Genomic DNA, 24,415 nt, shown 5'->3' with positions numbered 1-24,415 from the left:
AAGCGGGAGGAGGACCTCCCGTTTTCAGAAGGAGTGGTGTGTGATTATCAATCCCAGCGAAAATATTGCCGAGTCGCGCGGCGCAGGCCGCCATGCGTGGTGCGGCTTGCTGCTGGCTATCGTGCCGGGTTTTGGCCAGTTTTATCATCGCCAGTGGCTGAAGGGGCTCGTCTTCCTGGTGCTGCTGAGTAGTTTTATGGGCGTTTTTTATGACTTCCTGCAGGAAGGCCTGTGGGGGCTCTACACCCTGGGCGAAGAAGTGCCGCGGGATAACTCCATTTTCCTGCTGGCGGAAGGGATCATCAGCGTTCTGATCGTCGCTTTCGGCCTGCTTATCTATTATCTTTCGCTGCGCGATGCCTGGGTTAACGGTAAAAAGCGTGATGAAGGCGTGGCGCTGAACAGCGTGCGCAAACAGTACCAGATGCTGTTAAATCAGGGGTTCCCCTATCTGATGATTAGCCCCGGCTTTATTCTGCTGGTGTTCGTCGTCATCTTCCCGATTCTCTTTGGCTTTGCCATCGCTTTTACCAACTACAACCTTTACCACACCCCGCCGGCGAAGCTGGTGGACTGGGTGGGGTTTAAAAACTTCATCAATATTTTCACGCTCTCTATCTGGCGTTCGACCTTCTTTGATGTGCTGCAGTGGACGGTGGTATGGACGCTGCTGGCCACGACCCTGCAATGCACCGTCGGCGTGCTGCTGGCAATTCTGGTGAACCAGAAAGATCTGCGTTTTAAGCCAATGATTCGCACCATTTTTATCCTGCCATGGGCGGTGCCGGGTTTTGTCACCATCCTGGTGTTTGCGGGGATGTTTAACGACTCGTTTGGGGTGATCAACAACGCGATCCTGTCGTTCTTCGGCATTGGTCCAAAGGCGTGGCTGACCGATCCATTCTGGACCAAAACCGCGCTGATTATGATGCAAACCTGGCTGGGCTTTCCGTTCGTGTTCGCCATGACGACCGGTGTGTTACAGGCGATTCCGGACGATCTTTATGAAGCCGCGACCATGGACGGCGCCAGCGCCTGGACGCGTCTGCGCACCATCACGCTGCCGCTGGTGCTGTACTCGATCGCACCGATCATTATCACTCAGTACACCTTCAACTTTAATAACTTCAACATCATCTATCTGTTCAACAACGGCGGCCCGGCGGTGGCAGGGTCAAATGCCGGCGGGACGGACATTCTGGTGTCGTGGATCTACAAACTGACCATGTCATCTTCGCAATATGCCATTGCGGCGACCATTACTATTCTGCTGTCGATTTTTGTCGTCGGCCTGGCTCTGTGGCAGTTCCGCGCCACGAAATCCTTCAAAAATGACGACATGGCGTAAGGGAAGCAACATGGCTAAATCACCCAGTATTAAACGCGAAAAGTGGATTCGCCTGTCACTCACCTGGCTGATTGTTACCCTGGTCTCGGTGGTGATTATCTATCCGCTGGTCTGGACGGTTGGTGCGTCGCTGAATGCCGGAAACAGTCTGCTCAGCACCTCGATTATTCCAGAGAACCTCTCATTCCAGCACTACGCAGACCTGTTTAACGGCAACGTGAACTATCTGACCTGGTACTGGAACTCGATGAAAATCAGCTTCATGACCATGGCGCTGACCTTAATCAGCGTCAGTTTTACCGCCTATGCCTTTTCCCGCTTTCGTTTTAAAGGGCGGCAGAACGGGCTGATGCTGTTCCTGCTGCTGCAGATGATCCCGCAGTTCTCCGCACTGATTGCGATCTTCGTCCTTTCTCAGTTGCTGGGGCTGATCAACAGCCATCTGGCGCTGGTCCTGATCTACGTCGGCGGCATGATCCCGATGAATACCTGGTTGATGAAAGGTTATCTCGATGCGATCCCAAAAGATCTGGATGAATCGGCGCGAATGGACGGTGCCAGCAGCTTCCGCATCTTCTTTGAAATCATCATGCCGCTGTCGAAACCGATCCTCGCGGTGGTGGCGCTGTTTTCATTCACCGGTCCGCTGGGTGACTTTATTTTGTCGAGCACCATCCTGCGGACACCGGACAAGTACACGCTGCCGATCGGTTTGTATAACCTGGTGGCGCAAAAAATGGGCGCCAGCTACACCACTTACGCGGCGGGAGCGGTGCTGATTGCCGTTCCGGTAGCGATTCTTTACCTGGCATTACAAAAATACTTTGTTTCCGGCCTGACCTCTGGCAGTACAAAAGGATAACCCCATGAAAAGATTAACACCCGCGTGGCTTGCTGTTTGTCTGGCATGCAGTTTTTCCACTTCTGTTCTGGCTGCCGAGGCGTTGCAAACGCGCGCATTTAACGCGATGCCTGCGGATTTTATTAAAGGCGCAGATATCTCCACGTTGCTGGACGTGGAAAAGCACGGGGCAAAGTTTTATAACCACAACAACCAGTTGCAGGACCCTATTGCCATTTTGAAAGCCGATGGCGTGAACTATGTCCGCCTGCGCCTGTGGGTCGACCCAAAAGATGCACAGGGTCAGGGCTACGGCGGTGGTGATAACGATCTGGCGGCGACGTTGGCGCTGGCTAAACGGGCAAAAGCACAGGGCATGAAGCTGCTGCTGGATTTCCATTACAGTGATTTCTGGACCGATCCGGGTAAGCAGTACAAACCGAAAGCCTGGGAAAAAATGGATTACCCCCAGTTGAAAACGGCCATTCACGATTATACCCGTGACACTATCGCCCGCTTTAAGCAGGAAGGCGTGCTGCCGGATATGGTGCAGATTGGCAATGAGATAAATGGCGGCATGCTGTGGCCGGAAGGCAAAAGCTGGGGGCAGGGTGGCGGTGAATTTGACCGTCTGGCGGGCCTGCTGAATGCGGCCATCGATGGCCTGAAAGAGAATCTGAAGAATGGCGAGCAGGTGAAGATTATGCTGCATCTGGCGGAAGGGACTAAGAACGATACCTTCCGCTGGTGGTTTGATGAAATCAGCAAACGCAATGTGCCTTACGACATTATTGGCCTGTCGATGTATACCTACTGGAACGGCCCGATTAGCGCGCTGAAAGCGAATATGGATGATATCAGCAAGCGCTATAACAAAGATGTAATTGTCGTGGAAGCCGCCTATGCCTATACCCTGGAAAACTGCGATAACGCGGAAAACAGTTTCCAGGCTAAAGAAGAAAAAGAGGGCGGTTATCCGGCAACGGTGCAGGGGCAATATAATTATATTCACGATTTAATGCAGGCCGTTGCCGACGTGCCCAACCAGCGTGGGAAAGGTATTTTTTATTGGGAGCCGACCTGGATTGCCGTGCCGGGAAATACCTGGGCCACGCCGGCGGGAATGAAATATATCCACGATGAATGGAAGCAGGGTAATGCCCGGGAAAATCAGGCGCTGTTTGATTGCCAGGGGAAAGTTTTACCTTCAGCAAAAGTATTTAATTAATCGTTAAGTTTTAAACTTCAGGATGTTTATTATGAATAAATTTGCGCCTTTGAGTCCGAAGGTCAATGCACTATTGCATGGCGCTGACTATAACCCGGAGCAGTGGGAGAATTATCCCGGTATTATCGATCAAGATATTGCCATGATGCAGCAGGCTAAATGCAATGTCATGTCGGTGGGGATTTTTAGCTGGGCAAAACTTGAACCTCAGGAAGGCGTATTTGAATTTGGCTGGCTGGACAGCATTCTGGATAAGCTGTACGCCGCCGGTATTCACGTATTTCTGGCTACCCCAAGCGGCGCACGCCCGGCCTGGATGTCGCAGGCTTATCCGCAGGTGCTGCGGGTGGGGCGTGACCGCGTACCTGCGCTGCACGGCGGGCGGCACAATCACTGTATGACGTCACCGGTTTACCGGGATAAAATATTTAAAATCAATAGTCTGCTTGCAGAACGCTATGCGCAGCATCCGGCGGTTCTCGGCTGGCACATCTCCAATGAATATGGCGGAGATTGTCACTGCGAACGCTGCCAGGAGCGCTTTCGTGACTGGCTAAAGGCGCGCTATCAAACGCTGGATAACCTCAACCACGCCTGGTGGAGCACCTTCTGGAGCCACACTTACACCGACTGGTCGCAGATTGAATCGCCGGCGCCGCAGGGCGAAGTATCCATTCACGGGCTGAACCTCGACTGGCGCCGCTTTAGCACGGCGCAGGTTACGGACTTCTGTCGCCATGAAATTGCTCCGCTGAAGGCGGCGAATGCCGACCTGCCGGTGACGACTAACTTCATGGAGTATTTCTACGATTACGACTACTGGCAGCTGGCGCAGGCGCTGGACTTCATCTCCTGGGATAGCTACCCGATGTGGCATCGCGACAAAGATGAAACCACGCTGGCCTGCTACACCGCCATGTACCATGACATGATGCGCAGCCTGAAAGGCGGCAAGCCGTTCGTGCTGATGGAATCCACGCCGAGTGCCACCAACTGGCAGCCGACCAGCAAATTGAAAAAACCGGGGATGCATATCCTCTCCTCTATGCAGGCTATCGCCCACGGAGCGGATTCGGTTCAGTACTTCCAGTGGCGTAAGAGCCGCGGCTCGGTGGAGAAATTCCACGGTGCGGTCATTGACCACGTCGGGCACCTGGATACCCGCGTTGGTCGCGAGGTGAGCCAGTTGGGTGACATGCTCAGTCGCCTGCCGGGCGTGGTTGGCTGTCGTACCGATGCTAAAGTGGCTATCATTTTTGATCAGCAAAACCGCTGGGCGATGGATGATGCGCAGGGCCCGCGGAATCTCGGTATGGAGTATGAAAATACCGTCAACGAACACTACCGGCCATTCTGGGAGCAGGGCATTGCGGTCGATATCATCGATGCCGATGGTGACCTGAGCGCCTATCAACTGGTGATTGCGCCGATGCTGTATATGGTTCGTGACGGGTTTGCCGCGCGCGCCGAAGCGTTTGTTGCCAGCGGCGGCCATCTGGTGACAACCTACTGGACAGGGATCGTCAATGAGTCCGATCTTTGCCATCTCGGCGGCTTCCCGGGGCCTCTGCGCAACCTGCTGGGGATTTGGGCGGAAGAGATTGATTGTCTGAATGACGGCGAGCGGAATCTGGTTCAGGGTCTGGCAGGCAATGAAGGCGGATTGCAGGGACCTTATCAGGTGCGCCACCTGTGCGAGCTGATTCACACCGAAAGCGCCCAGCCGCTGGCAACCTATCGTGATGATTTCTATGCGGGCCGCCCGGCGGTTACCGTAAATCACTTTGGTAAGGGAAAAGCCTGGCACGTGGCCTCGCGCAACGATCTGGCCTTCCAGCGCGATTTCTTCGCAGCCATCAGCCGGGAGCTGGCGCTGCCGCGGGCTATCGAGAGCGATCTTCCGCCGGCGGTGGTGGCCACGGCACGTACTGATGGTGAAACCACCTACGTATTCTTGCAAAACTACAGCGCACTTCAGCACAGCGTAAACCTGCCGCAGGGCTATCAGGACAGTTTATCGGGGGAGAGCATCAGCGCGCCGCTGACCTTAACGCCGTGGGACTGCCGTATCCTCAGTCGTAAAGCGTAATTGCTGTTTTATCCGAGCCTGCTCCCGCGAGCAGGCTTTTTTTTACCTTGATATTATCAGGAGTGAATTATGGTGAGTTTAAAATCCTTTCTGCATTATTTCTCCCAGCCCCGCCCGCCGGTGCCGTTGAGCGATGTGGAAAAACAACAGATACAGGATTTAATTAGTGCGTTCGGCGGTGAGGGGAATATTGTGAATGTTGATGCCTGTATTACGCGTTTGCGGGTCACGGTTAATAATCTGGCAATCGTAGATTCTCAGGCGCTACAGCAGCAAGGGGCGCTCGGTGTTATTATTCTTGGGCAACAGGTTCATGCTATTTTTGGCAAGCAGTCCGATACCCTACGCCAGCTATTAGATGAACATTTTACCAGCCGTAAATAAAGAAAAAGGGATAACTCAATATTGAGTTATCCCTGAAATAAGACAAAGAAAGCAATGGCAATAATCATTACCGGAGGGTAATTACGACCTTACAGCTGGAGATAAAACACGTTCAGATAACGACTATACTCTTACCACCAGGCTTCGACCTGGACACCAAAGTTCCACGTATTGCTGGCGGTTTGATCTTCAAACGGTTTACCATTTTCAGAATCATTGAGATAGGAGGCAAAAATACGTAATTCCGGGCGGGACATAAAGTCCGGGCCATCGGCCAGACCCAGCGCAATCGTGTATTTCTCGCCGGCTTGTTTATAGTCGGTATTGTTCTTGTAGCTGTCTTTCTGGTAGAAGCCACCCACTTCGCCAATCAGACGTACATACTCCGTGAACTGGTACTGTCCGCGTGCGACCAGAGAGAGTAAGCGCGTTTTGTTGGTGTAGTCGGTGATATCGTCGGCGGAGCCCCAGGTCAGCACATGGTTAATCGAGAATTTATCGGTAATCGGAATCAAGCCGGTGTTGATCACGCGATAGCCGGTGGCGTCGTTAACGTAGTTCCACATGTCGTACCAACCGCCGCCCTGGGAAACCATGTTCTGGGCCAGCCCTTTATTCGCATACTGCAGAACCAGCTTGTTATAGCCGCCCAGCATATCCTGGCTAATTTCACCGGTCAGCATCACGCCGTTATCGGCATCGTACAGCCCGCCGTAGCTATCCTGCTTCTTGGTGGTATTTGGCATCGCGTAGTCGATACCGAATTCGGTCCATGCGCCGGACCATGGTTTCCAACCCGCATAGCGCAGATCGACATAGTTAATATTGACGTTGCTGTCGCCATCGACGCGATAATCGACGTCGTTTGCGTCACCGCGGATCCAGGCGAGTGAAACGGCGCCAGGGCCTAAGGTGTAGTTTTCGATCCCGGCACCGGATCCGGAGATGTTCCAGTATTTGGTATCAATGATGTGCAGATCGTGACGCTGGTAGTAGCGCTTGCCACCCCAAATCACCGCATTAGGATCGCCGGGGATCAGGCCTTTGATTTGCAGGTTTAACTGGCGCAGGCCAAACTGCGCATCGTCATTGAGGGTTGTTTCGTTATCATTAGAGCCGTCAGAGACCATGCTGACCATGCTATCGAGATAGAAGCTGACATCGTCCTTTTTGTACACCTCAGAACCCAGCTCCAGCTCACCGTAGGTATCGGATTCGTTACCGAGGCGGCCAATTTTGTTTTTTTGCCATTCGGCCAGACTACCATCCCCGGAGACCCCAACTCCGGCACGCATATAACCATGAAAATCAATCCCAGGAACAGAGGCGGAAGCCGCAAGCACGGATGGTGAAATCAGCGCAGCGGCCAACGCAACAGATACTGTGCGCAGCGTAGTGTTCATGTCTATCCTCTTATTATTTGTATTACGTTCACATTAACGGTGTCATGAAATGCCTAAATGTAACTTCAGGCAATTTAATGATCGCGATAGTGTGACTAAGTGCAAATAAAATGGCGTAATTTGTTACGGTCAGTGAGTCTATTCACAATTTGATGTATTGTGAGCGTAATACTTTTATTGTTTGTTTTTAGTAAGGGAAAGTTGCGGGGCGCGTTTTTTTAAATGGCCCCTGTTACAATCCAGGGATAACAACATAAGGAACCGGACCATGAAGTCTAAAAGCGCAACCTTAGAAGATGTCGCTCGTCATGCAGGCGTCTCCTATCAGACCGTGTCCAGGGTGCTCAATAAATCTGCCAATGTATCCGAAGCCACGCGTCACAAGGTGGAGAAATCCATAGAGCTGTTACGATATGTCCCTAATCGCCTGGCTCAGCAGCTGGTAGGCAAGCAAAGTCGGACCGTTGGTCTGGTGACGATTTCACTGTCGCTGCATGCACCTTCTCAGGTCGCCGCGGCGGTAAAACGCTATGCGAACGTGGAAGGTTATCAGGTGCTTATTTCCATGATTGATGAGAGCGTCAATCAAAGCATTCAGGAATCCATCAATGAGCTGAAGTCTCAGCTAGTTGATAAGGTCATCATCAACGTGCCTCTGGAGACCGAACAGGCCCAGAAAATCGCTGCTGACAATGATGACATCGTATGTCTCTTCCTTGATGTTGATCCCTACAGCTCCGTGTTTAACGTTTCGTTTAACCCGGCAGACGGGACCCGTGCGAGCGTCAAATATCTGTATGAAATGGGCCATCGGGACATTGCGCTGCTGGCCGGTCCTGAAAGTTCAGTTTCGGCAAAATTGCGCCTGAAGAGCTGGATGGAAACGATGGAAAGCTATGGCCTGCGGCCAGTCACGGTGATCCGCGGTAACTGGGATGCCCAAAGCGGCTATGCGGGCGCGCTGCAGATGCTGCGAGAGACGCCGAAATTTACCGCCGTGCTGGTGGGGAACGATCAGATGGCGCTGGGGGTATTGAGTGCGTTTCATCAGCACCAGGTCCCGATTCCCGGAGAAAAATCGGTGATCGGCTACGATGATACCTACGAAAGCTCATTCTTCTATCCGGCGCTGACGACCGTTTCGCTGGATCTTGATTTACAGGGGAAAGAGGCCGTGCGCCGTATTCTTGATAGCGGCGATAGCGAAACCTCGCATACCTCTTCGATTTTGCCTGCGCGGTTGGTTGTACGTCATTCCACCGGGCCAAAAACGGATCAGGGAAAAAACCTACAGGCGATAGCTGAACAGCTGCGTGCACTGGCTCATCAGCTGAATCCTTAATCCCTCACGGGCGGTTTGTGCCGCTCGTCTTTTTATTCCTTTTACTTCTCATGGTTGATCTTTGCATTTTTGCGGCGTAACCTTGATGTTATGTTATAACGTATCAACAGAGGTTATCATGAAAGACAATATCCATCCGCATTATCGTACCGTTGTGTTCCATGACACCAGCGTGAATGAATATTTTAAAGTGGGTTCGACGATCAAGACCGAGCGCGTGATTGAGTTGGATGGGGTGACCTATCCGTACGTCACCCTCGATGTGTCGTCAAAATCGCACCCGTATTACACCGGTAAGCAGAAAGCCTTCAACAGCGAAGGCAGTACTGCGCGTTTCCGCCAGCGTTTCGGCGGCTTTATTGATGCTAAAAGGAACTAAGGATGCAGGTACTCAACTCGTTGCGCAGTGCAAAGCAGCGCCACCCGGACTGTCAGATCGTCAAACGGAAAGGGCGACTGTACGTCATCTGCAAGAGCAATCCTCGTTTTAAAGCCGTGCAGGGACGCAAAAAGAGACGCTAATCGGTGCGCGTACGGAAGCTCTCCAGCGTCTCGCGCTGCTGGCCATCGGGATAAAAGTTCCCGACGGCCAGCCACTGCTGCATCGCTTTATCAATCAGCGGCCACTCGCTGTCAATTATCGAAAACCAGTCGGTGTCGCGGTTGTGGCCCTTTATCACCAACGCCTGACGAAAACGCCCCTCACAGTGAAACCCCAGCCGCAGCGCCGCCCGGCGTGAAGGCTCATTCAGACTGTTACATTTCCATTCATAGCGACGATAGCCGAGCGTATCGAAGGCGTAGCGCATCAGCAGCCACTGGGCTTCTGTCGCCATTGCGGTCCGGCTCAGCAGCGGTGAGAAGTGCACATGCCCGACTTCGATCGCGCCATTTTTAGCATCGATACGCATCAGCGCCAGTGAGCCAACGGGCTGGTCGGTCTGTTCATCTATCACGGCAAAATGAACCGGGTCGCTGAGGTTTTCCACGCTGGCGACCCAGGCGCTAAAGTCCTCAACGCAGGTGTCCGGTTCGCGCAGCAGCCACGTCCAACTGCGCGTATCCGGAGCCAGCAAATGCGCGGCAAAGAGAGCGCTGGCGTGAGCACGGGTTAATGGCTCAAGGCGGCAGTAGCGTCCCTGAAGAATTTGTCGTTCAGGAAAGGGGCGCGGCTGCCAGTCAGGCAGGGCCTGACCAACGGGTTGACCGAAGGCATTGTGCTGATTCATGGGATTTCCTTTGATAGGGGCATGGGCTGAGACTAACGTTTTACTGGTTCCATAAAAAGGGCCACTGGAGTATGTTTTTATAGTGCCACGAGGAGGTGCGATGAATATCCCTGACGATGCCTTTTTCACGCTACTGGAACATTCCCTGTCCCGCCGGGGCCATGAAACCCTACAGCGCACGCTGTATCGCGCGCTACGCGAGGCCATCTTGCAGGGGACGCTGGCGGGCGGCAGTCGGCTACCTGGCTCACGGGCTGTCGCGGAACGCCTCAATCTGTCGCGTAATACGATTAACGGGGCGTTGGATCAGCTGGCCATGGAGGGTTATTTACAGCGTAGCCGTCAGGGAACGCATGTAGCGACGCTGATGGCTTCAGGTGAGCGCGAGACGTTGCCGTTTGCTATTGCATTGCCTGAGCGGCTGCTGGCGTTACCGCCCGGTACCCGTCGCGATTCACCGACGCTGGCGTTTACCCCGGGTACGCCGGCGATTAACTATTTTCCCTTACCGGTCTGGCGACGGTTGCTCGACAGGGTGTTGCGCGAAGAGGGGCGCTCGCTGCTGGGCTACGGAGAGGCGGCCGGCGAGCCTGCTCTGCGGGAAGCGATTGTTCGTCATCTGGCGTTAACTCGCGGGATCCGCTGTGATGCTCGACAAATAGTGATTACCGAAGGCGCACTTGAAGGGGTGAATCTCTGTACTCATCTGCTGAGCGTGGCGGGTGACACGGCGTGGGTTGAAGAACCGGGCTATCCAGGTGCGAAAAGTGTGTTCCTTAACGCTGGCTTGCGGCTAAAAGGGATGCCGGTGGATAGTGAGGGGATGCGCCAGGATACGAGCGAAGGGCCTGCGCCAAGGTTGATATTTACCTCTCCTTCACACCAGTACCCCTGCGGAGCGGTGATGAGCGCTGGCAGACGCCTGGCGCTACTGGAGTATGCCCGGCAGCATGATGCGTGGGTTATTGAGGACGATTACGATAGCGAGTTCCGCTACAGCGGTGAGCCCGTCCCGGCGATGCTCGGGATGATAAAACAAGCGCCGGTGGTGTATCTCGGCACGTTCAGCAAAACGCTGTTTCCGGCACTGCGTATTGGGTTCGTGGTGATGCCTCCTGCGCTGGCGGATGCGGCGCAAGGGGTGGTTGGATCGCTGCTCCGCGGCGGCCACCGGGCTGAACAACGAGCGCTGGCGCTATTTATTGAAGAGGGGCACTATGCGCGCCATCTGGCGGCGATGCGGCGTTTATATCGCCGGCGGCAGATACAGTTATGCGAGGTGCTGACAGCGGAGCTGACGCCGCCTTTTGATATTCTTGGCGGTGAAGGTGGCCTGCACCTGACGGTCGCTATCGACGGGATAGACGATGGTGCGGTGGTCGAGCAGGCGCGGCAGTATCAGCAGGCTCCGGCGGCGTTAAGCCGGTTTTACCTGGATCCACATCGCGCGCGAAGCGGGCTCGTACTGGGATATGGCAATACGTCCGCCTCGCATTTTGGTTCAGCAGTACGGACGTTGAATCGCCTTATCGGACGATATCGGCGCGGGTAAGGCTAAAGACATCGTAGAACGAAAGCTCGCCTTTGGTGGCGACCATTTTTTGCAGCTGGGTCTTTTGTTCGCCGTCTACGCGGGGGGATTGCATAATCCGTTCGATCAGCTGCTCCGGAACGTAACGCGTGTTATACCACTCCCCGTTGTAGCAGACGCGAAAATCCAGCACGTCGATATCTTCATAGCGATAGCGCGGATAGACGTCAAAAAAGAAGAAACCGTTTAACAAGACGAACAGCACCACCAGCAGCCATACCGAATCTGCCAGCGTTTCTGACGTCAGCATCACGACGAACGTCGCCAGGAATGCGGCGTACATCGCGACGAACAGCCACGGATGATTGCGAATAAAACTGATGCTAAAGCGCGGACGGTTGTCGCGCTTCTCTTTCACATTGAGCTCATCAATGGTGTTTGTCAGCAGTTGCTGTATTTCTGTCATCTTGATCCCCGAATTCTACTGCCCAGCCTGAAGGCTATTTTATGTTGCGGGAATCTCTCAGGGAAGTAACAGATCAGTTGCAGAAAAGCATAACAGTTACGGGTTTTCCGCTGTCAGCATCTTGATGATTTGCGCCGGGTTGCCACCGACTACTGCATTTGCCGGAACATCCTTGACTACCACGGCCCCGGAAGCAATCACCGCATTATCGCCGACAGTTATCCCTGGGTTAATCACCGCCCGGCCGCCAATCCACACATTATGACCGATAGTGACGGGCTTACCGTATTCTTTACCGCTGTTGCGTTCGGCGGCATCTAATGGATGAGTGGCGGTATAGATATGGACACCGGGTGCTAACATGCAGTTATCGCCGATATGAATCGGACAAACATCAAGCATTACGCAATCAAAGTTTGCGTAGAAATTAGCGCCGAGGAAAATATTGTAACCATAATCACAGCGGAAAGTGGGTTCAATATAAGCATCGCCCGCCTGACCAAAGAGCTCCGCCAGGCATATTTTCCGCCAGTCTCGTTCGTCCGGAGCCGAGTGGTTGTAGCGATGCAGCAACTGCCTGGCACGCAGGCGATCTGCCCGTAACGTGGCATCTCCTGCCTGATACAGCTCACCGGCGATCATTTTACGTTTCTCTTCACTCATGATGCATTCCTGATAGGGTTGGCATCACAGTATAAAAAAAAGAAACCGGTTTCACGAACGCACTTTTCTGACTTATGAGAGTAATATCACAATTATACTCAGAGTGGGGGAGGGGCTCGGTTAACCATTTTATTGACACATCAAACGAATTAGCGAATGAATTTCCACACCGACGTTGGGATTTTGTCGTAAAGCTTATTCATGGTCAATTCAGCAAGACGATGATCGGCCGCTGAGTAAAATACCGCCAGTTCATTGTCGGAAAGTTCATATTTGTTTTTTTCAATTACGCGTTCCAGCGTATCAATTGTCTGACAGCGACGTAAGCGCATCAAATAGTCTGTTTTGGTTAATGGTTCACCAGACATAACTTCACCTTTTGATTGTAATAATACTAACAAGAAAGACTTGCCGGGTTTTCCCGGCTGGCGTTGACAAAACATCGGAATAACCGATTTCCCGATTTGCGCCATTTCTGTAGATCGGCCGTGTTAATGCCATAGCTACTGAACAACATAAAAGTGTCATCCAGGTATTCGTCCAGCTGAGCAATCAGTTTATTATCCTCAGTGTACTTAATTTTATAATTAAGTGCGAACGCGGCAATGTGCTCGATCAATTCATTAAGTTGAAGATTCACAGCCGACGTCGGGTCATTCACCCACCCGTGGTTGCTCTCTTCCAGGTTTGCAAGGCAGTCATGATACAGGGTTTCACAAAGAAATCGAAGCTGTGCGATATCATGTCTTTTTGGCGAGTATTCGTCCATAACACATCCCCTTTTGAGTGGTTTAAACGACGACTAACAAGCACCGTTGTGGGATGAACACGACTAACAGACCTGACACATACATTGTAATCCTGTTGATTTAACTATAATCCACTCTCAAAAAGATTTCACCGTGCTATTACGAAAAATTACAATTATCGCCGTTAAATTATCTTAAAAATATCTGAACTAATTATACCACGACATTTCAAGACGATGATTTAACGAAAGCAAAGCTTATGGATCATTGATTTAGCAGGCGCTTTTCTTTGGTAGCAGAACCCAAACCCGGAAAACTTTAGGGTTAAGATTATTCTTAGTTAAGCTGCAAAAGAATAATCCGATAAAAAACAAAGTAAAGCTTCCTGGCGAAAATTGTATATCAGGAAGCAAAGTAAACCGTAGCAATGCGTGCGCATCAATATGCGCTATCCAACAAAATTCCTCAAAGAATCCGAAATTCACCTGCGCGAAACCGAAAAAAAGGGCCGCGAATGCGGCCCTGAGTGGAGAGATTAATGATGCCCAGTCGGATGGCTGTGCTCAATGTCTTCCGTTTTCTTACTGAAGCGGCGGCGAACCACCACGAAGAAGACCGGAACAAAGAAGATAGCCAGAACCGTTGCCGTCACCATCCCGCCCATTACGCCGGTACCTACGGCGTTCTGTGCGCCGGAGCCTGCGCCGGAGCTGATAACCAGCGGCATTACCCCGAGGATAAACGCCAGTGAGGTCATCAGGATTGGACGAAGACGCATACGTACCGCTTCCAGGGTTGCTTCAATCAGCCCCTTGCCTTCTTTATCCATCAGGTCTTTGGCGAATTCAACGATAAGTATCGCGTTCTTCGCCGACAGGCCGATGGTGGTCAACAGGCCCACCTGGAAGTAAACGTCGTTCGTCAGACCACGGAACGTCGCCGCCAGCAGTGCACCGATAACCCCCAGTGGGACGACCAGCATAACCGAGAACGGTATCGACCAGCTTTCATACAGCGCCGCCAGACACAGGAATACCACGATAAGCGAGATGGCATACAGCGCTGGTGCCTGGTTACCGGACAGACGTTCCTGATATGACATACCCGTCCAGTCGTAGCCGATACCTGAAGGCAGTTTGCGAGCCAGCTCTTCCATCATCGTCATCGCTTCACCGGTACTTCTACCCGGAGCCGCCTGACCGAGGATTTCCATCGATGGCAGACCGTTATAGCGTTCCAGACGCGGTGAACCGTACTCCCAGTGCGAAGTGGAGAAGGCGGAGAACGGCACCATCTGCCCATCGCTGCCGCGAACATACCAGTTGCCAATATCTTCCGGCAGCATACGGTATTTCGCTTCGGACATGACGTACACTTTCTTCACGCGGCCGCGGTCGATGAAGTCATTGACGTAGCTACCGCCCCAGGCTGCGCCCAGCGTGGTGTTGATGTCGCTGATAGAGACGCCCAGCGCCTGCGCTTTCTCCTGGTCGATATCCACCTTAAACTGCGGCGTATCTTCCAGGCCGTTCGGACGAACGCCGACCAGCAGGTCAGGGTGTTTCGCAACTTCACCGAACAGCTGGTTACGTGCCTGGGTCAGTTTTTCATGACCTAAACCGCCCTGGTCGATCAGCTGGAAGTCAAAGCCGGTAGCGGTACCCAGTTCGACGATAGCCGGCAGGTTAAAGGCGAAGACCATCGCATCTTTAATCTGCGAGAAACGGGCCATCGCACGACCGGTAATGGCTTCAACCTTGTTCTCTTTGCCCGGACGTTCGCTCCAGTCTTTCAGCGAGACGAACGCGATACCGGTGTTCTGACCGCGACCGGCGAAGCCAAAGCCGTTAACGGCAAACACGGATTCGACGTTGTCCTTCTCTTTGGTGAGATAGTAGTCCGTCATTTCATCGAGCACTTTCTGCGTACGTTCCTGCGTGGCACCCGCTGGAAGCTGCGCCATGCTCAGGAATACGCCCTGATCTTCATCCGGCAGGAACGAGCTTGGCAGACGTACGAACAGCCAGGCCATACCGACAACGATGATCAGATACAGCACCAGGTAACGACCGGTACTGCGCAGAATGTTACCTACGCTATCGGTGTAATGGTGCGTGCTCTTATCGAACATGCGGTTAAACCAGCCAAAGAAGCCTTTGTGCTCGCCATGACCGCCTTTCGCGATAGGTTTCAACATCGTGGCGCACAGCGCCGGGGTCAGGATCAATGCAACCAGTACCGACAGCGCCATCGCCGAAACAATGGTGATGGAGAACTGACGGTAAATCGCACCCGTTGAACCACCGAAGAAGGCCATCGGGATAAATACCGCAGAAAGCACCATCGCGATACCGACCAGTGCGCCCTGAATCTGGCCCATGGATTTGCGGGTTGCTTCCTTCGGTGGCAGGCCTTCTTCTGCCATCACACGCTCGACGTTTTCCACCACCACGATGGCGTCATCGACGAGCAGGCCTATCGCAAGCACCATACCAAACATGGTCAGGGTGTTTATCGAGAAGCCAAAAATAGCCAGTATGGCGAAAGTACCCAGCAGGACGACCGGTACCGCGATGGTTGGAATCAACGTCGCGCGGAAGTTCTGCAGGAACAGATACATTACCAGGAATACCAGGATGATTGCTTCAACCAGCGTTTTAACCACTTCATGAATCGAGATTTTCACGAACGGCGTGGTGTCATACGGGTAGACAATCTTCAGGCCTGACGGGAAGTACGGCTCCATTTTCGCCAGTTCAGCACGAATCGCGTTAGCCGTATCCAGGGCGTTAGCACCGGTCGCCAGTTTGATCCCCAGGCCGGAAGCCGGCTGGTTATTAAACTTCGCGACGATGTCATAGTTTTCACCACCCAGCTCAACTTTTGCCACGTCACGCAGACGAACCTGCGAACCATCCTGGTTCACTTTCAGCAGAATATTACTGAATTCGTCAGCGGATTTCAGACGGGTCTGCGCGATGATAGAGGCGTTCAGCTGCTGGCCTTTCACCGGCGGCGTACCGCCTAACTGACCGGCTGCAACCTGGGCGTTCTGCGCTTTAATCGCGCTGATCACATCGACCGGCGTCAGCTGGAAGTTGTTCAGTTTGTTTGGATCCATCCAGATACGCATCGCGTACTGGGAACCAAACAGCTGAACGTCACCCACGCCAGACGTACGGCTGATCGCATCTTTCATGTTGGCGCCCACGTAGTCGGAAATATCCTCCTGCGTCATGGTGCCATTGGTGTTGATAACGCCGACAACCATCAGGAAGCTGCTGGAGGATTTCTCCACGCTCACGCCCTGTTGCTGAACTTCCTGCGGCAGCAGCGGCATGGCGAGCTGCAGTTTGTTCTGCACCTGTACCTGCGCGATATCCGCATCCGTACCAGACTGGAAGGTCAGGGTGATCTGTACCGTACCGGTTGAGTCACTGTTGGAGGACATGTACATCAGGTTATCGATACCGTTCATGTTCTGTTCGATAACCTGCGTAACGGTATCCTGCACCGTTTTCGCATCAGCACCTGGGTAGGTTGCGGTGATTGAGACCGCCGGTGGCGCAATCGTTGGATATTGCGCGACAGGCAGCTTCAGGATCGCAAGTCCCCCGGCTAGCATGATGATTATGGCGATCACCCATGCGAATATGGGGCGATCGATAAAGAAATTAGGCATGTCTTAACGGCTCCTGTTTAAGTTAAGACTTGGTTTGTTCTGACTGCGCGTTGCTGGCAACTTGCTGTTGATCGTCAGAGGCTACTTCCTGCGCTTTAACCTGCACGCCTGGTTTAACTTTTTGCAGTCCGGTAACAATCACGCGATCGCCGGATTTCACTCCGCTGGTGACCAGCCATTTATCGCCAATCGCCTGCGTTGCAGTGACCTGACGAACTTCGACTTTGTCACCTTCGCCAACGACCATGACGCTGGCATCACCACGCGGCGTGCGGGTTACACCCTGCTGTGGAACCAGCAGTGCATCCGGGTTGGTCCCTTCCTGCAGACGAGCGCGGACGAACATCCCCGGTAACAGGGTGTGATCCGGGTTCGGGAAGATGGCGCGTAACGTGATAGAACCGGTAGTCTGATCGACGGTGACATCAGAAAACTCCAGCGTACCGCCCTGCGGATACTTCAGCCCGTCGCTGGTGACCAGTTCGACTTTGGCTTTGCCGTTTTCTTGTTTCAGCTTTCCGTCTGCCAGCTCTTGTTTCAGGCGCAGGAAATCGTTGCTCGACTGGGTCACGTCAACATAGATAGGGTCCAGCTGCTGAACGGTTGCCAGCGCAGTTGCCTGACCATTCTGTACCAGTGCACCTTCGGTGACGGCAGATTTACCAATGCGACCGCTGATCGGCGAGGTCACTTTGGTATAGGCCAGGTTAATACGCGCGGTTTCCACAGCGGCTTTCGCGGCCACAACGGCAGCATTGCTCTGCTGTGCGTCGGCGACGGCAGTATCATAGTCTTGTTGACTGATGTATTTCGTGCCGAGCAGTTTCTGATAACGTTTGACCGTCAGCTGCGCGATATTGGCCGCAGCCTGTGCTTTGGCTAAGTCGCCTTTTGCACTCTCATAGCTGGCCTGGTAGGTCGCTGGATCTATCTGATAAAGGGACACGCCGGCCTGGATGTCGCTACCTTCCGTAAAGTTACGTTTCAGAATAATGCCACTTACTTGAGGACGAACTTCTGCAATACGGTAGGCACTGGTACGGCCCGGTAGCTCAGTGGTGATTTGCAGAGGTGCGGATTTGAGCGTCACAATACCGACTTCCGGCATATGCTGGGCTCCTTGCTGAGCCGGTTTGTCGTCACATCCTGTTAGCGCTAAGCTGCCTGAGAGCATCAGAACGACCGCCAGAGGCGTTAACCCTCTGTTTTTGTTCATATGTAAACCTCGAGTGTCCAATTTCAAATTGTTCAGTGGCTCAAACGACCACAAACCCACTACTGTGTTTCTATTATGGTCATGCTATGGTACATACATTCACAAATGTATGTAAACGTAACCTCTGTAAACTCATCGACCTATGGCACGAAAAACCAAACAACAGGCACTTGAAACCCGGCAACACATTCTGGATGTTGCTCTGCGTTTGTTTTCGCAGCAAGGCGTATCATCTACCTCGTTAGCAGCAATTGCAAAAGCTGCCGGGGTAACGAGGGGGGCTATCTACTGGCATTTCAAGAATAAATCAGATTTATTTAATGAAATATGGGTGCTGTCGGACGCAAGTATTAGCGATCTTGAAGTTGAGTATCGGGCAAAATTCCCCAACGATCCACTGTCAGTTGTCAGGGGGATCTTAGTCCATGTTCTTGAAGCCACGGTGACAGAAGAACGTCGACGACTCATGATGGAGATTATCTTCCATAAATGCGAGTTTGTCGGTGAGATGGCGGTGGTCCAGAAAGCACAGCGCAGCTTATGTCTTGAGAGCTACGAACGCATCGAACACACGCTAAACGAATGTATCGCGGCTAACATGCTGCCGGCCAATTTGTTAACCCGTCGGGCGGCGATTTTAATGCGCAGCTACCTCTCCGGCCTGATGGAAAACTGGCTCTTTGCGCCAGATTCATTCGATCTTAAAAAAGAAGCGCGCGACTATGTTGCCATTCTTCTCGAAATGTATCAGTTTTGCCCTTCGCTCCGGGATCCTGTGGGGATTGCGAATTAACGATCCCTGCGAAATAAAAAAGGTGAGATTTTGCTAATATCCGCGGCTATTCGTGCGATTGCAGAAGTGCTATTCTGCGCGCTGCGACGACCCCCGGTATTCTCCGGCTTTTGCAACCACTCATGTTAACACTATGCTGCATACTATCCGTTGGCAAAATGCCACTTCCGCTTTTGTAATTGTACTGCTGTTATTTTTCGGCTGCCTTAGCGTTAATCAAGCCCAGGCTGCTGATGTTCCGGATCGATCTGACGTTCAGAATCAACTTAATACGCTCAATAAGCAAAAAGAACTGACGCCACAGGATAAACTGGTCCAGCAAGACCTGGTTCAGACGCTTGAAGCACTCGATAAAATTGAGCGGATTAAGTCGGAAACGACCCAGCTGCGACAGCAGGTCGAGCAGGCGCCGGCGAAGATGCGCCAGGCGGTCGATAGCCTGAATGCGTTAAGCGAGGTGCCCGATGATGAGGCTACGCGGAAAACGCTTAGCACTCTCTCCTTGCGCCAGCTGGAATCACGCGTCTCTCAGACGCTGGACGACCTGCAAACCGCCCAGAACGATCTGGCGACCTACAACAGCCAGCTGGTTTCGCTGCAAACGCAGCCGGAACGCGTGCAAAATGCGATGTATTCGGCTTCCCAGCAGCTCCAGCAGATACGTAACCATCTCAACGGCACCACGATTGGTGACGAAGCTCTGCGCCCAAGTCAGCAAGGATTACTGCTGGCGCAGCAGGCGCTGCTGAATGCGCAAATTGAGCAACAGCGTAAGAGCCTCGAAGGTAACACCGTGCTGCAGGATACGCTGCAAAAGCAGCGTGATTACGTCAGTGCCAACAGTAACCGTCTCGAACATCAGCTGCAGCTGTTGCAGGATGCCGTGAACAGCAAGCGGCTGACGCTGACGGAAAAGACCGCTCAGGAAGCGGTTACGCCGGATGAGACGACGCGGATCCAGAACAACCCGCTGGTGAAGCAAGAAGTGGATATTAACCATCAGCTGAGCCAGAAGCTCATCGCGGCGACCGAGAACGGCAATCAGCTGGTGCAGCGCAATATTAAGGTGAAAAACTGGCTCGATAGGGCGCTGCAATCTGAACGAGATATCAAAGAGCAGATCTCGGTCCTCAGAGGGAGCCTGTTGTTGTCACGCATTCTCTACCAGCAGCAGCAGACGCTCCCGTCGGCGGACGAGCTGGAAGATATGACCAACCGTATTGCCGATCTGCGCCTTGAACAATTTGAGGTCAACCAGCAGCGTGATGCGCTGTTCCAGAGCGATGCCTTCGTCGCCAAACTGGAAGAGGGGCACAGTAATGAAGTGACCCCGGATGTGCATGATGCCCTGCTGGACGTCGTGGATATGCGTCGCGAATTGCTCGACCAGTTTAATAAACAGCTCGGCAATCAGCTGATGATGGCGATTAACCTGCAGATCAACCAGCAGCAGTTAATGAGCGTCTCCAGCAACCTGAAAGCCATTCTGACCCAGCAGATTTTCTGGGTGAACAGCAACAAACCGATGGACTGGGACTGGATTAAATCCTTCCCGCAAGCGCTGAAAGGTCAGTTTAAGGCGATGAAAATCACCGTAAACTGGGAAAAAGCGTGGCCTGCGGTGTTTGTGGCTTTCCTTGCCGGTCTGCCGCTACTGCTGATAGCCGGTCTGATTCGCTGGCGCCTGCAGTGGCTGCGTAACTATCAGGCCCGGCTGGCCTCGCAGGTCGGGCAGCTGCGTAACGACACCCAGCTCCATACGCCAAAAGCGATTCTAATTGACCTGATTCGCGCATTGCCGGTCGTGCTGTTGATTTTGGCGGTAGGGCTGATTTTGCTGACCATGCAGCTGAATATCAGCGAACTGCTGTGGGCATACAGTAAAAAACTGGCGCTGTTCTGGCTGGTGTTTGGCCTGTGCTGGAAGGTGCTGGAAAAAGACGGCGTGGCGGTCAGCCACTTTAATATGCCGCCGCAGCTGACCAGCCACTGGCGCCGGCAGATTGTGCGCGTCAGCCTTGCGCTGCTGCCGCTAAATTTCTGGTCGGTCGTCTCCGAACTGTCGCCGCTGAATCTGATGGATGATGTGCTGGGCCAGTTCGTTATCTTCCTGAACCTGCTGCTGATCGCCGTGCTGGTGTGGCCGATGTGTCGCGAAAGCTGGCGTGATAAGGAGTCGCACAGCTTGCGTCTTCTTACCGTTACCGTCCTCTCCATCGTGCCTGTTGCGCTGATGGTGCTGACGGCAACCGGCTACTTCTATACCACGCTGCGTCTGGCCGGTCGCTGGATTGAAACCGTCTACCTGGTGATGCTGTGGAACCTGCTGTATCAGACCGTGCTGCGCGGGCTGAGCGTTGCCGCGCGGCGCATTGCCTGGCGACGTGCGCTGGCGCGTCGTCAGCATATGGTTAAAGAAGGTGCCGAAGGAGCTGAACCGCAGGAAGAGCCGACGATTGCGCTGGAACAGGTTAACCAGCAAACGCTGCGTATCACCATGTTGGTGATGGTCGCGCTGTTTGGCGTCGTATTCTGGGCAATTTGGTCCGATCTGATCACCGTATTCGCCTATCTCGACAGCATTACGCTTTGGCACTACAGCGTGACCGAAGCAGGCGCTAACGTGGTGAAAAGCGTGACGATGGGCAGCCTGCTGTTTGCGATTGTTGCTTCCATGGTTGCCTGGGCGCTGATTCGCAACCTGCCGGGCCTGCTTGAAGTGCTGATTCTTTCCCGGCTCAATATGCGGCAGGGGACCTCTTACGCCATTACGTCGATTCTGAACTACGCGATCATCGCAATCAGTGCGATGACGGTATTTGGGGCGCTGGGCGTCTCGTGGGACAAATTGCAGTGGCTGGCGGCCGCGCTGTCGGTTGGTCTGGGTTTCGGTTTGCAGGAAATTTTCGGTAACTTCGTTTCCGGCCTGATTATCCTCTTCGAACGCCCGGTACGTATCGGCGATACGGTGACGATTGGTACCTTCTCCGGCACCGTCAGCAAGATCCGCATTCGCGCGACTACCATTACCGACTTTGACCGTAAAGAGGTGATCATCCCGAACAAAGCGTTCGTCACCGAGCGCCTGATCAACTGGTCACTGTCCGACACCGTAACCCGTGTGGTGATCCGCATCGGCGTGGCATACGGTTCCGATCTGGATAAGGTAAAGGAAGTCCTGCTGCAGGCTGCTCATTCGCACCCTAAAGTGATGCAGGAGCCTGCGCCATCGGTATTCTTCACCACCTTTGGCGCCAGCACGCTGGATCACGAGCTGCGTTTATACGTGCGTGAACTGCGCGATCGCAGTTACACCGTTGATGAACTGAACCGCGCGATTGACCGTCTGTGCCGCGAAAACAATATCAACATCGCCTTCAACCAGCTGGAAGTCCATCTGCGTAACGAAAAAGGTGATGAGGTGACGGAACTGAAGCGCGAGGTCAAAGGGGACGACTCCTCTGTATCTATCGGTTAATACTCTGCCGGGGCGGCCGATGAGCCGCCCCGTTTAACACACTCTGTCAGCTAGGTTTTATCTGCCTCATCTGGCGCCTGCCCGACACGGTTTAGTTTGTTTTCATAGTCGCGTTTGATTATCTCCAGTGCGCCCAGCACGGTTTGCGCCGACACCTGGTTTTCTTCGAGCAGCATAATCAAATCGACGGCCAGTTTGACCTCATCCGGGGCATTGTCCAGCGACATCGTTATTCCCTCTGTTAGCGCGTTATGCGTGCCAGCACGCCTTCTATTTTTTCCAGCGCATCGCGACAGCGTGCTAAACGCCCGGCACAGACGTCCACCTCTTTCGCCAGCCGCTGCTGTTCTTCAAACGTGGTCGCCTGAGCCAACTGACGCTGGCGATCGTTTCGCATCGCCAGCAGGCGGCGCTCATATTCCTGATGCTGTAGTCGCCGCCGCTGCCAGCGGTTCAGCCCGGGCGAGGCGCTGTCCCAACTGCGTAGCGACCAGGTTGCCGACTCTCTGCTGAGGGCGGCGATTTGTGCAACCAGCCGCTCCGCCAGCCAGGCAACCTGCGGAAGCTGCTGACTGGCGACGGCCTGTTGTAGATCGGCAAAATTCTGCCGGGCCTCATCGAGATAAGCCTGCATCAACGTGCTGCGAGTGCGGAACAGCTGGCGGTCGAAACGGGCGCTGAGCGTAGCATGATGAGCCAGCGGTGCAACCTCTGCCGCCAGCTGGGCCAGCTGATTTTCCAGCGTTTGTAAAAGCCGGGTTGTTTTCAAATAACTCCTCCCTACCCTGATAAACAACTGTGCTACAGTAGCCATATCTGCTTGATAACGATTCGCATTATGCCACGTATTATTTTAATCATCATTGGCTGGCTGGCGGTAGCGCTGGGGACGCTGGGCGTCTTTTTGCCTTTATTGCCCACCACGCCGTTTATTCTGCTTGCGGCCTGGTGTTTTGCCCGTTCATCACCGCGCTTTCACCACTGGCTGCTGTATCGCTCCTGGTTTGGCGGCTATCTTCGCCACTGGCAGCAATACCGCGCGATGCCGCCCGGCGCAAAGCCGCGGGCGATAGTGATGATCCTGCTGACCTTTGCCTTGTCACTGTGGCTGGTTAAGCTTACGTGGGTTCGTATTTTGCTGCTGGTGATTCTGGCCTGCCTGCTGATATTTATGTGGCGCATTCCGGTGGTTGATGCAAAGCAACAAAAGCACTGATGCGCAATAATGAAGGTTGCAATTGTCGCTGACAGACAGTAAATTCTGGCGTTTTCGAGCGCGGGCATGCCTGGTCAAAGGTTGAACAAATGTTTCTTTGGCCCATTTTGTACGCCCGTGAGTAACACTGTTTTAATCAGGCATAAACTTATGACCGCAACAGCACAGCAGCTTGAATATCTGAAGAACAGCATCCAAAGCATCCAGGACTACCCGAAGCCTGGCATCCTTTTCCGTGATGTCACCAGCTTACTGGAAGACCCGAAAGCCTATGCGCTCAGCATTGAACTTCTGGCCGAGCGTTATAAAGACGCGGGTATTACCAAGGTGGTTGGGACCGAAGCGCGTGGTTTCCTGTTTGGCGCCCCGGTTGCGCTGGCGTTGGGTGTGGGCTTTGTGCCGGTACGTAAGCCCCGTAAGCTGCCGCGTGAAACCATTGCCGAGAGCTACGAGCTCGAATACGGCACCGATCAGCTGGAAATTCATGTCGACGCGATCAAAGAGGGCGATAAAGTTCTCGTCGTTGACGATCTGCTGGCGACCGGCGGCACCATTGACGCAACCGTGAAGCTGATCCGTCGTCTGGGCGGTGAAGTGCATGATGCGGCCTTCATTATCAATCTGTTCGATCTGGGTGGCGAGCAGCGTCTGGAAAAATTAGGCATCAATTGCTATAGCCTGGTTCCTTTCCCGGGCCACTAAGAGCCTGGCGCGTTAGACTATTTTGCTTGTCATGTTGAACCTGGCTAATGCTCGA

Annotated in this window: 23 protein-coding genes and 1 pseudogene; 14 read left to right on the top strand and 10 right to left on the bottom strand. The window is 53.4% G+C overall.

What is annotated here, in order from left to right:
• Nucleotides 1-40: 40 nt before the first annotated feature.
• The 5 genes from ACMYSK_RS13370 (at nucleotide 41) to ACMYSK_RS13350 (ending at nucleotide 5,890) form a co-directional block, all read left to right on the top strand.
• Nucleotides 41-1,348, top strand: a complete 1,308-nt coding sequence (locus ACMYSK_RS13370; RefSeq protein WP_434635994.1) for a carbohydrate ABC transporter permease — start codon at nucleotides 41-43, stop codon at nucleotides 1,346-1,348.
• A 10-nt stretch (nucleotides 1,349-1,358) separates the two neighbouring features.
• Nucleotides 1,359-2,210, top strand: coding sequence for a sugar ABC transporter permease (locus tag ACMYSK_RS13365; protein WP_434635992.1), 852 nt, complete (start codon nucleotides 1,359-1,361; stop codon nucleotides 2,208-2,210).
• Between the two features lie 4 nt (nucleotides 2,211-2,214).
• Nucleotides 2,215-3,417, top strand: coding sequence for a glycoside hydrolase family 53 protein (locus ACMYSK_RS13360; protein ID WP_434635991.1), 1,203 nt, complete (start codon nucleotides 2,215-2,217; stop codon nucleotides 3,415-3,417).
• A gap of 31 nt (nucleotides 3,418-3,448) precedes the next feature.
• On the top strand, nucleotides 3,449-5,506 hold the full coding sequence (locus ACMYSK_RS13355; RefSeq protein ID WP_434635990.1) for a beta-galactosidase: 2,058 nt from the start codon (nucleotides 3,449-3,451) through the stop codon (nucleotides 5,504-5,506).
• A gap of 69 nt (nucleotides 5,507-5,575) precedes the next feature.
• Nucleotides 5,576-5,890 carry a glucose PTS transporter subunit EIIB gene (locus ACMYSK_RS13350; RefSeq protein ID WP_434635989.1) on the top strand — a complete coding sequence of 105 codons (315 nt, stop codon included), beginning with the start codon at nucleotides 5,576-5,578 and terminating at the stop codon, nucleotides 5,888-5,890.
• Between the two features lie 131 nt (nucleotides 5,891-6,021).
• Here the strand turns inward: ACMYSK_RS13350 and ACMYSK_RS13345 are convergent, their stop codons facing one another.
• Entirely contained in the window at nucleotides 6,022-7,293 is a 1,272-nt protein-coding gene (locus ACMYSK_RS13345; protein ID WP_004858775.1) for a maltoporin, read from the bottom strand.
• Nucleotides 7,294-7,561: 268 nt separating this feature from the next.
• Between ACMYSK_RS13345 and ACMYSK_RS13340 the strand changes: the two genes are divergently transcribed.
• The 3 genes from ACMYSK_RS13340 to ykgO all read left to right on the top strand — a co-directional run bounded on the left by ACMYSK_RS13340 (nucleotide 7,562) and on the right by ykgO (nucleotide 9,157).
• Nucleotides 7,562-8,635: a LacI family DNA-binding transcriptional regulator gene (locus ACMYSK_RS13340; RefSeq protein ID WP_434635988.1), complete on the top strand. Its 1,074-nt coding sequence runs from the start codon at nucleotides 7,562-7,564 to the stop codon at nucleotides 8,633-8,635.
• 118 nt (nucleotides 8,636-8,753) lie between these two features.
• Nucleotides 8,754-9,014 (top strand): type B 50S ribosomal protein L31, encoded by a 261-nt coding sequence (locus tag ACMYSK_RS13335; RefSeq protein WP_434635987.1) that lies wholly within the window; start codon nucleotides 8,754-8,756, stop codon nucleotides 9,012-9,014.
• Nucleotides 9,015-9,016: 2 nt separating this feature from the next.
• The gene (gene ykgO, locus ACMYSK_RS13330) at nucleotides 9,017-9,157 is read left to right on the top strand and encodes a type B 50S ribosomal protein L36 (RefSeq protein WP_003859006.1); all 141 of its coding nucleotides are present in this window, start codon (nucleotides 9,017-9,019) and stop codon (nucleotides 9,155-9,157) included.
• Here the strand turns inward: ykgO and ACMYSK_RS13325 are convergent.
• A complete protein-coding gene (locus ACMYSK_RS13325; RefSeq protein ID WP_434635986.1) occupies nucleotides 9,154-9,864 on the bottom strand; it encodes a GNAT family N-acetyltransferase in 711 nt (236 codons plus the stop codon). The genes ykgO and ACMYSK_RS13325 overlap by 4 nt on opposite strands.
• Nucleotides 9,865-9,964: 100 nt before the next feature.
• Between ACMYSK_RS13325 and ACMYSK_RS13320 the strand changes: the two genes are divergently transcribed.
• Nucleotides 9,965-11,416: a PLP-dependent aminotransferase family protein gene (locus ACMYSK_RS13320; RefSeq protein WP_434635985.1), complete on the top strand. Its 1,452-nt coding sequence runs from the start codon at nucleotides 9,965-9,967 to the stop codon at nucleotides 11,414-11,416.
• On the opposite strand, the gene ACMYSK_RS13315 is transcribed toward ACMYSK_RS13320, so the two are convergent.
• Nucleotides 11,391-11,861 carry a YlaC family protein gene (locus ACMYSK_RS13315; RefSeq protein ID WP_434635984.1) on the bottom strand — a complete coding sequence of 157 codons (471 nt, stop codon included), beginning with the start codon at nucleotides 11,859-11,861 and terminating at the stop codon, nucleotides 11,391-11,393. The genes ACMYSK_RS13320 and ACMYSK_RS13315 overlap by 26 nt on opposite strands.
• A 20-nt stretch (nucleotides 11,862-11,881) precedes the next feature.
• On the opposite strand from ACMYSK_RS13315, the pseudogene ACMYSK_RS13310 reads away from it, so the two are divergent.
• Nucleotides 11,882-11,986 (top strand): annotated as a pseudogene (locus ACMYSK_RS13310) (hypothetical protein); the annotation flags it as partial.
• Here the strand turns inward: ACMYSK_RS13310 and maa are convergent.
• From maa to acrA, 5 genes are all read right to left on the bottom strand, one after another.
• Nucleotides 11,958-12,524, bottom strand: a complete 567-nt coding sequence (maa, locus tag ACMYSK_RS13305) for a maltose O-acetyltransferase (RefSeq protein WP_434635983.1) — start codon at nucleotides 12,522-12,524, stop codon at nucleotides 11,958-11,960. The pseudogene ACMYSK_RS13310 and the gene maa overlap by 29 nt on opposite strands.
• Nucleotides 12,525-12,673: 149 nt before the next feature.
• Nucleotides 12,674-12,892 carry an HHA domain-containing protein gene (locus ACMYSK_RS13300; protein ID WP_004858783.1) on the bottom strand — a complete coding sequence of 73 codons (219 nt, stop codon included), beginning with the start codon at nucleotides 12,890-12,892 and terminating at the stop codon, nucleotides 12,674-12,676.
• A gap of 26 nt (nucleotides 12,893-12,918) precedes the next feature.
• Nucleotides 12,919-13,293 (bottom strand): Hha toxicity modulator TomB, encoded by a 375-nt coding sequence (gene tomB / locus ACMYSK_RS13295; protein WP_434635982.1) that lies wholly within the window; start codon nucleotides 13,291-13,293, stop codon nucleotides 12,919-12,921.
• 515 nt (nucleotides 13,294-13,808) lie between these two features.
• A complete protein-coding gene (acrB, locus tag ACMYSK_RS13290; protein WP_434635980.1) occupies nucleotides 13,809-16,955 on the bottom strand; it encodes a multidrug efflux RND transporter permease subunit AcrB in 3,147 nt (1,048 codons plus the stop codon).
• 22 nt (nucleotides 16,956-16,977) lie between these two features.
• Complete coding sequence (gene acrA, locus ACMYSK_RS13285; RefSeq protein WP_434635979.1) at nucleotides 16,978-18,171, bottom strand: multidrug efflux RND transporter periplasmic adaptor subunit AcrA; 1,194 nt, start codon at nucleotides 18,169-18,171, stop codon at nucleotides 16,978-16,980.
• A 142-nt stretch (nucleotides 18,172-18,313) separates the two neighbouring features.
• Here acrA and acrR point away from each other — a divergent pair, with 142 nt between their 5' ends.
• On the top strand, nucleotides 18,314-18,964 hold the full coding sequence (acrR, locus tag ACMYSK_RS13280) for a multidrug efflux transporter transcriptional repressor AcrR (RefSeq protein ID WP_434635978.1): 651 nt from the start codon (nucleotides 18,314-18,316) through the stop codon (nucleotides 18,962-18,964).
• Between the two features lie 133 nt (nucleotides 18,965-19,097).
• Nucleotides 19,098-22,442, top strand: coding sequence for a mechanosensitive channel MscK (gene mscK / locus ACMYSK_RS13275; protein ID WP_434635977.1), 3,345 nt, complete (start codon nucleotides 19,098-19,100; stop codon nucleotides 22,440-22,442).
• Nucleotides 22,443-22,492: 50 nt separating this feature from the next.
• Here mscK and rsmS read toward each other — a convergent pair whose 3' ends face one another.
• Both rsmS and priC read right to left on the bottom strand, forming a co-directional pair.
• Nucleotides 22,493-22,669 (bottom strand): pleiotropic regulatory protein RsmS, encoded by a 177-nt coding sequence (gene rsmS, locus ACMYSK_RS13270; RefSeq protein ID WP_434635976.1) that lies wholly within the window; start codon nucleotides 22,667-22,669, stop codon nucleotides 22,493-22,495.
• 14 nt (nucleotides 22,670-22,683) lie between these two features.
• Nucleotides 22,684-23,211 carry a primosomal replication protein N'' gene (priC, locus tag ACMYSK_RS13265; RefSeq protein WP_434635975.1) on the bottom strand — a complete coding sequence of 176 codons (528 nt, stop codon included), beginning with the start codon at nucleotides 23,209-23,211 and terminating at the stop codon, nucleotides 22,684-22,686.
• 69 nt (nucleotides 23,212-23,280) lie between these two features.
• Between priC and ACMYSK_RS13260 the strand changes: the two genes are divergently transcribed.
• Nucleotides 23,281-23,658 (top strand): DUF454 family protein, encoded by a 378-nt coding sequence (locus tag ACMYSK_RS13260; protein ID WP_434635973.1) that lies wholly within the window; start codon nucleotides 23,281-23,283, stop codon nucleotides 23,656-23,658.
• 150 nt (nucleotides 23,659-23,808) lie between these two features.
• Nucleotides 23,809-24,360 carry an adenine phosphoribosyltransferase gene (gene apt / locus ACMYSK_RS13255; protein WP_004099669.1) on the top strand — a complete coding sequence of 184 codons (552 nt, stop codon included), beginning with the start codon at nucleotides 23,809-23,811 and terminating at the stop codon, nucleotides 24,358-24,360.
• The last annotated feature ends 55 nt before the right edge of the window (nucleotides 24,361-24,415 follow it).

It is taken from the genome of Klebsiella sp. I138, from assembly GCF_051131765.1.
GTDB lineage: Bacteria > Pseudomonadota > Gammaproteobacteria > Enterobacterales > Enterobacteriaceae > Klebsiella.
The sequence above is the reverse complement of the archived record's forward strand: the minus strand, read 5'-3'. Positions and strand labels throughout refer to the sequence as shown.

Bases quoted from the DNA above. Each gene is read 5' to 3' on its own strand.
- ACMYSK_RS13365 (WP_434635992.1), top strand. From the start codon at position 1,359: ATGGCTAAATCACCCAGTATTAAACGCGAAAAGTGGATTCGCCTGTCA.
- ACMYSK_RS13360 (WP_434635991.1), top strand. From the start codon at position 2,215: ATGAAAAGATTAACACCCGCGTGGCTTGCTGTTTGTCTGGCATGCAGT.
- ACMYSK_RS13355 (WP_434635990.1), top strand. From the start codon at position 3,449: ATGAATAAATTTGCGCCTTTGAGTCCGAAGGTCAATGCACTATTGCAT.
- ACMYSK_RS13350 (WP_434635989.1), top strand. From the start codon at position 5,576: ATGGTGAGTTTAAAATCCTTTCTGCATTATTTCTCCCAGCCCCGCCCG.
- ACMYSK_RS13345 (WP_004858775.1), bottom strand. From the start codon at position 7,293: ATGAACACTACGCTGCGCACAGTATCTGTTGCGTTGGCCGCTGCGCTG.
- ACMYSK_RS13340 (WP_434635988.1), top strand. From the start codon at position 7,562: ATGAAGTCTAAAAGCGCAACCTTAGAAGATGTCGCTCGTCATGCAGGC.
- ACMYSK_RS13335 (WP_434635987.1), top strand. From the start codon at position 8,754: ATGAAAGACAATATCCATCCGCATTATCGTACCGTTGTGTTCCATGAC.
- ykgO (WP_003859006.1), top strand. From the start codon at position 9,017: ATGCAGGTACTCAACTCGTTGCGCAGTGCAAAGCAGCGCCACCCGGAC.
- ACMYSK_RS13325 (WP_434635986.1), bottom strand. From the start codon at position 9,864: ATGAATCAGCACAATGCCTTCGGTCAACCCGTTGGTCAGGCCCTGCCT.
- ACMYSK_RS13320 (WP_434635985.1), top strand. From the start codon at position 9,965: ATGAATATCCCTGACGATGCCTTTTTCACGCTACTGGAACATTCCCTG.
- ACMYSK_RS13315 (WP_434635984.1), bottom strand. From the start codon at position 11,861: ATGACAGAAATACAGCAACTGCTGACAAACACCATTGATGAGCTCAAT.
- maa (WP_434635983.1), bottom strand. From the start codon at position 12,524: ATGAGTGAAGAGAAACGTAAAATGATCGCCGGTGAGCTGTATCAGGCA.
- ACMYSK_RS13300 (WP_004858783.1), bottom strand. From the start codon at position 12,892: ATGTCTGGTGAACCATTAACCAAAACAGACTATTTGATGCGCTTACGT.
- tomB (WP_434635982.1), bottom strand. From the start codon at position 13,293: ATGGACGAATACTCGCCAAAAAGACATGATATCGCACAGCTTCGATTT.
- acrB (WP_434635980.1), bottom strand. From the start codon at position 16,955: ATGCCTAATTTCTTTATCGATCGCCCCATATTCGCATGGGTGATCGCC.
- acrA (WP_434635979.1), bottom strand. From the start codon at position 18,171: ATGAACAAAAACAGAGGGTTAACGCCTCTGGCGGTCGTTCTGATGCTC.
- acrR (WP_434635978.1), top strand. From the start codon at position 18,314: ATGGCACGAAAAACCAAACAACAGGCACTTGAAACCCGGCAACACATT.
- mscK (WP_434635977.1), top strand. From the start codon at position 19,098: ATGCTGCATACTATCCGTTGGCAAAATGCCACTTCCGCTTTTGTAATT.
- rsmS (WP_434635976.1), bottom strand. From the start codon at position 22,669: ATGTCGCTGGACAATGCCCCGGATGAGGTCAAACTGGCCGTCGATTTG.
- ACMYSK_RS13260 (WP_434635973.1), top strand. From the start codon at position 23,281: ATGCCACGTATTATTTTAATCATCATTGGCTGGCTGGCGGTAGCGCTG.
- apt (WP_004099669.1), top strand. From the start codon at position 23,809: ATGACCGCAACAGCACAGCAGCTTGAATATCTGAAGAACAGCATCCAA.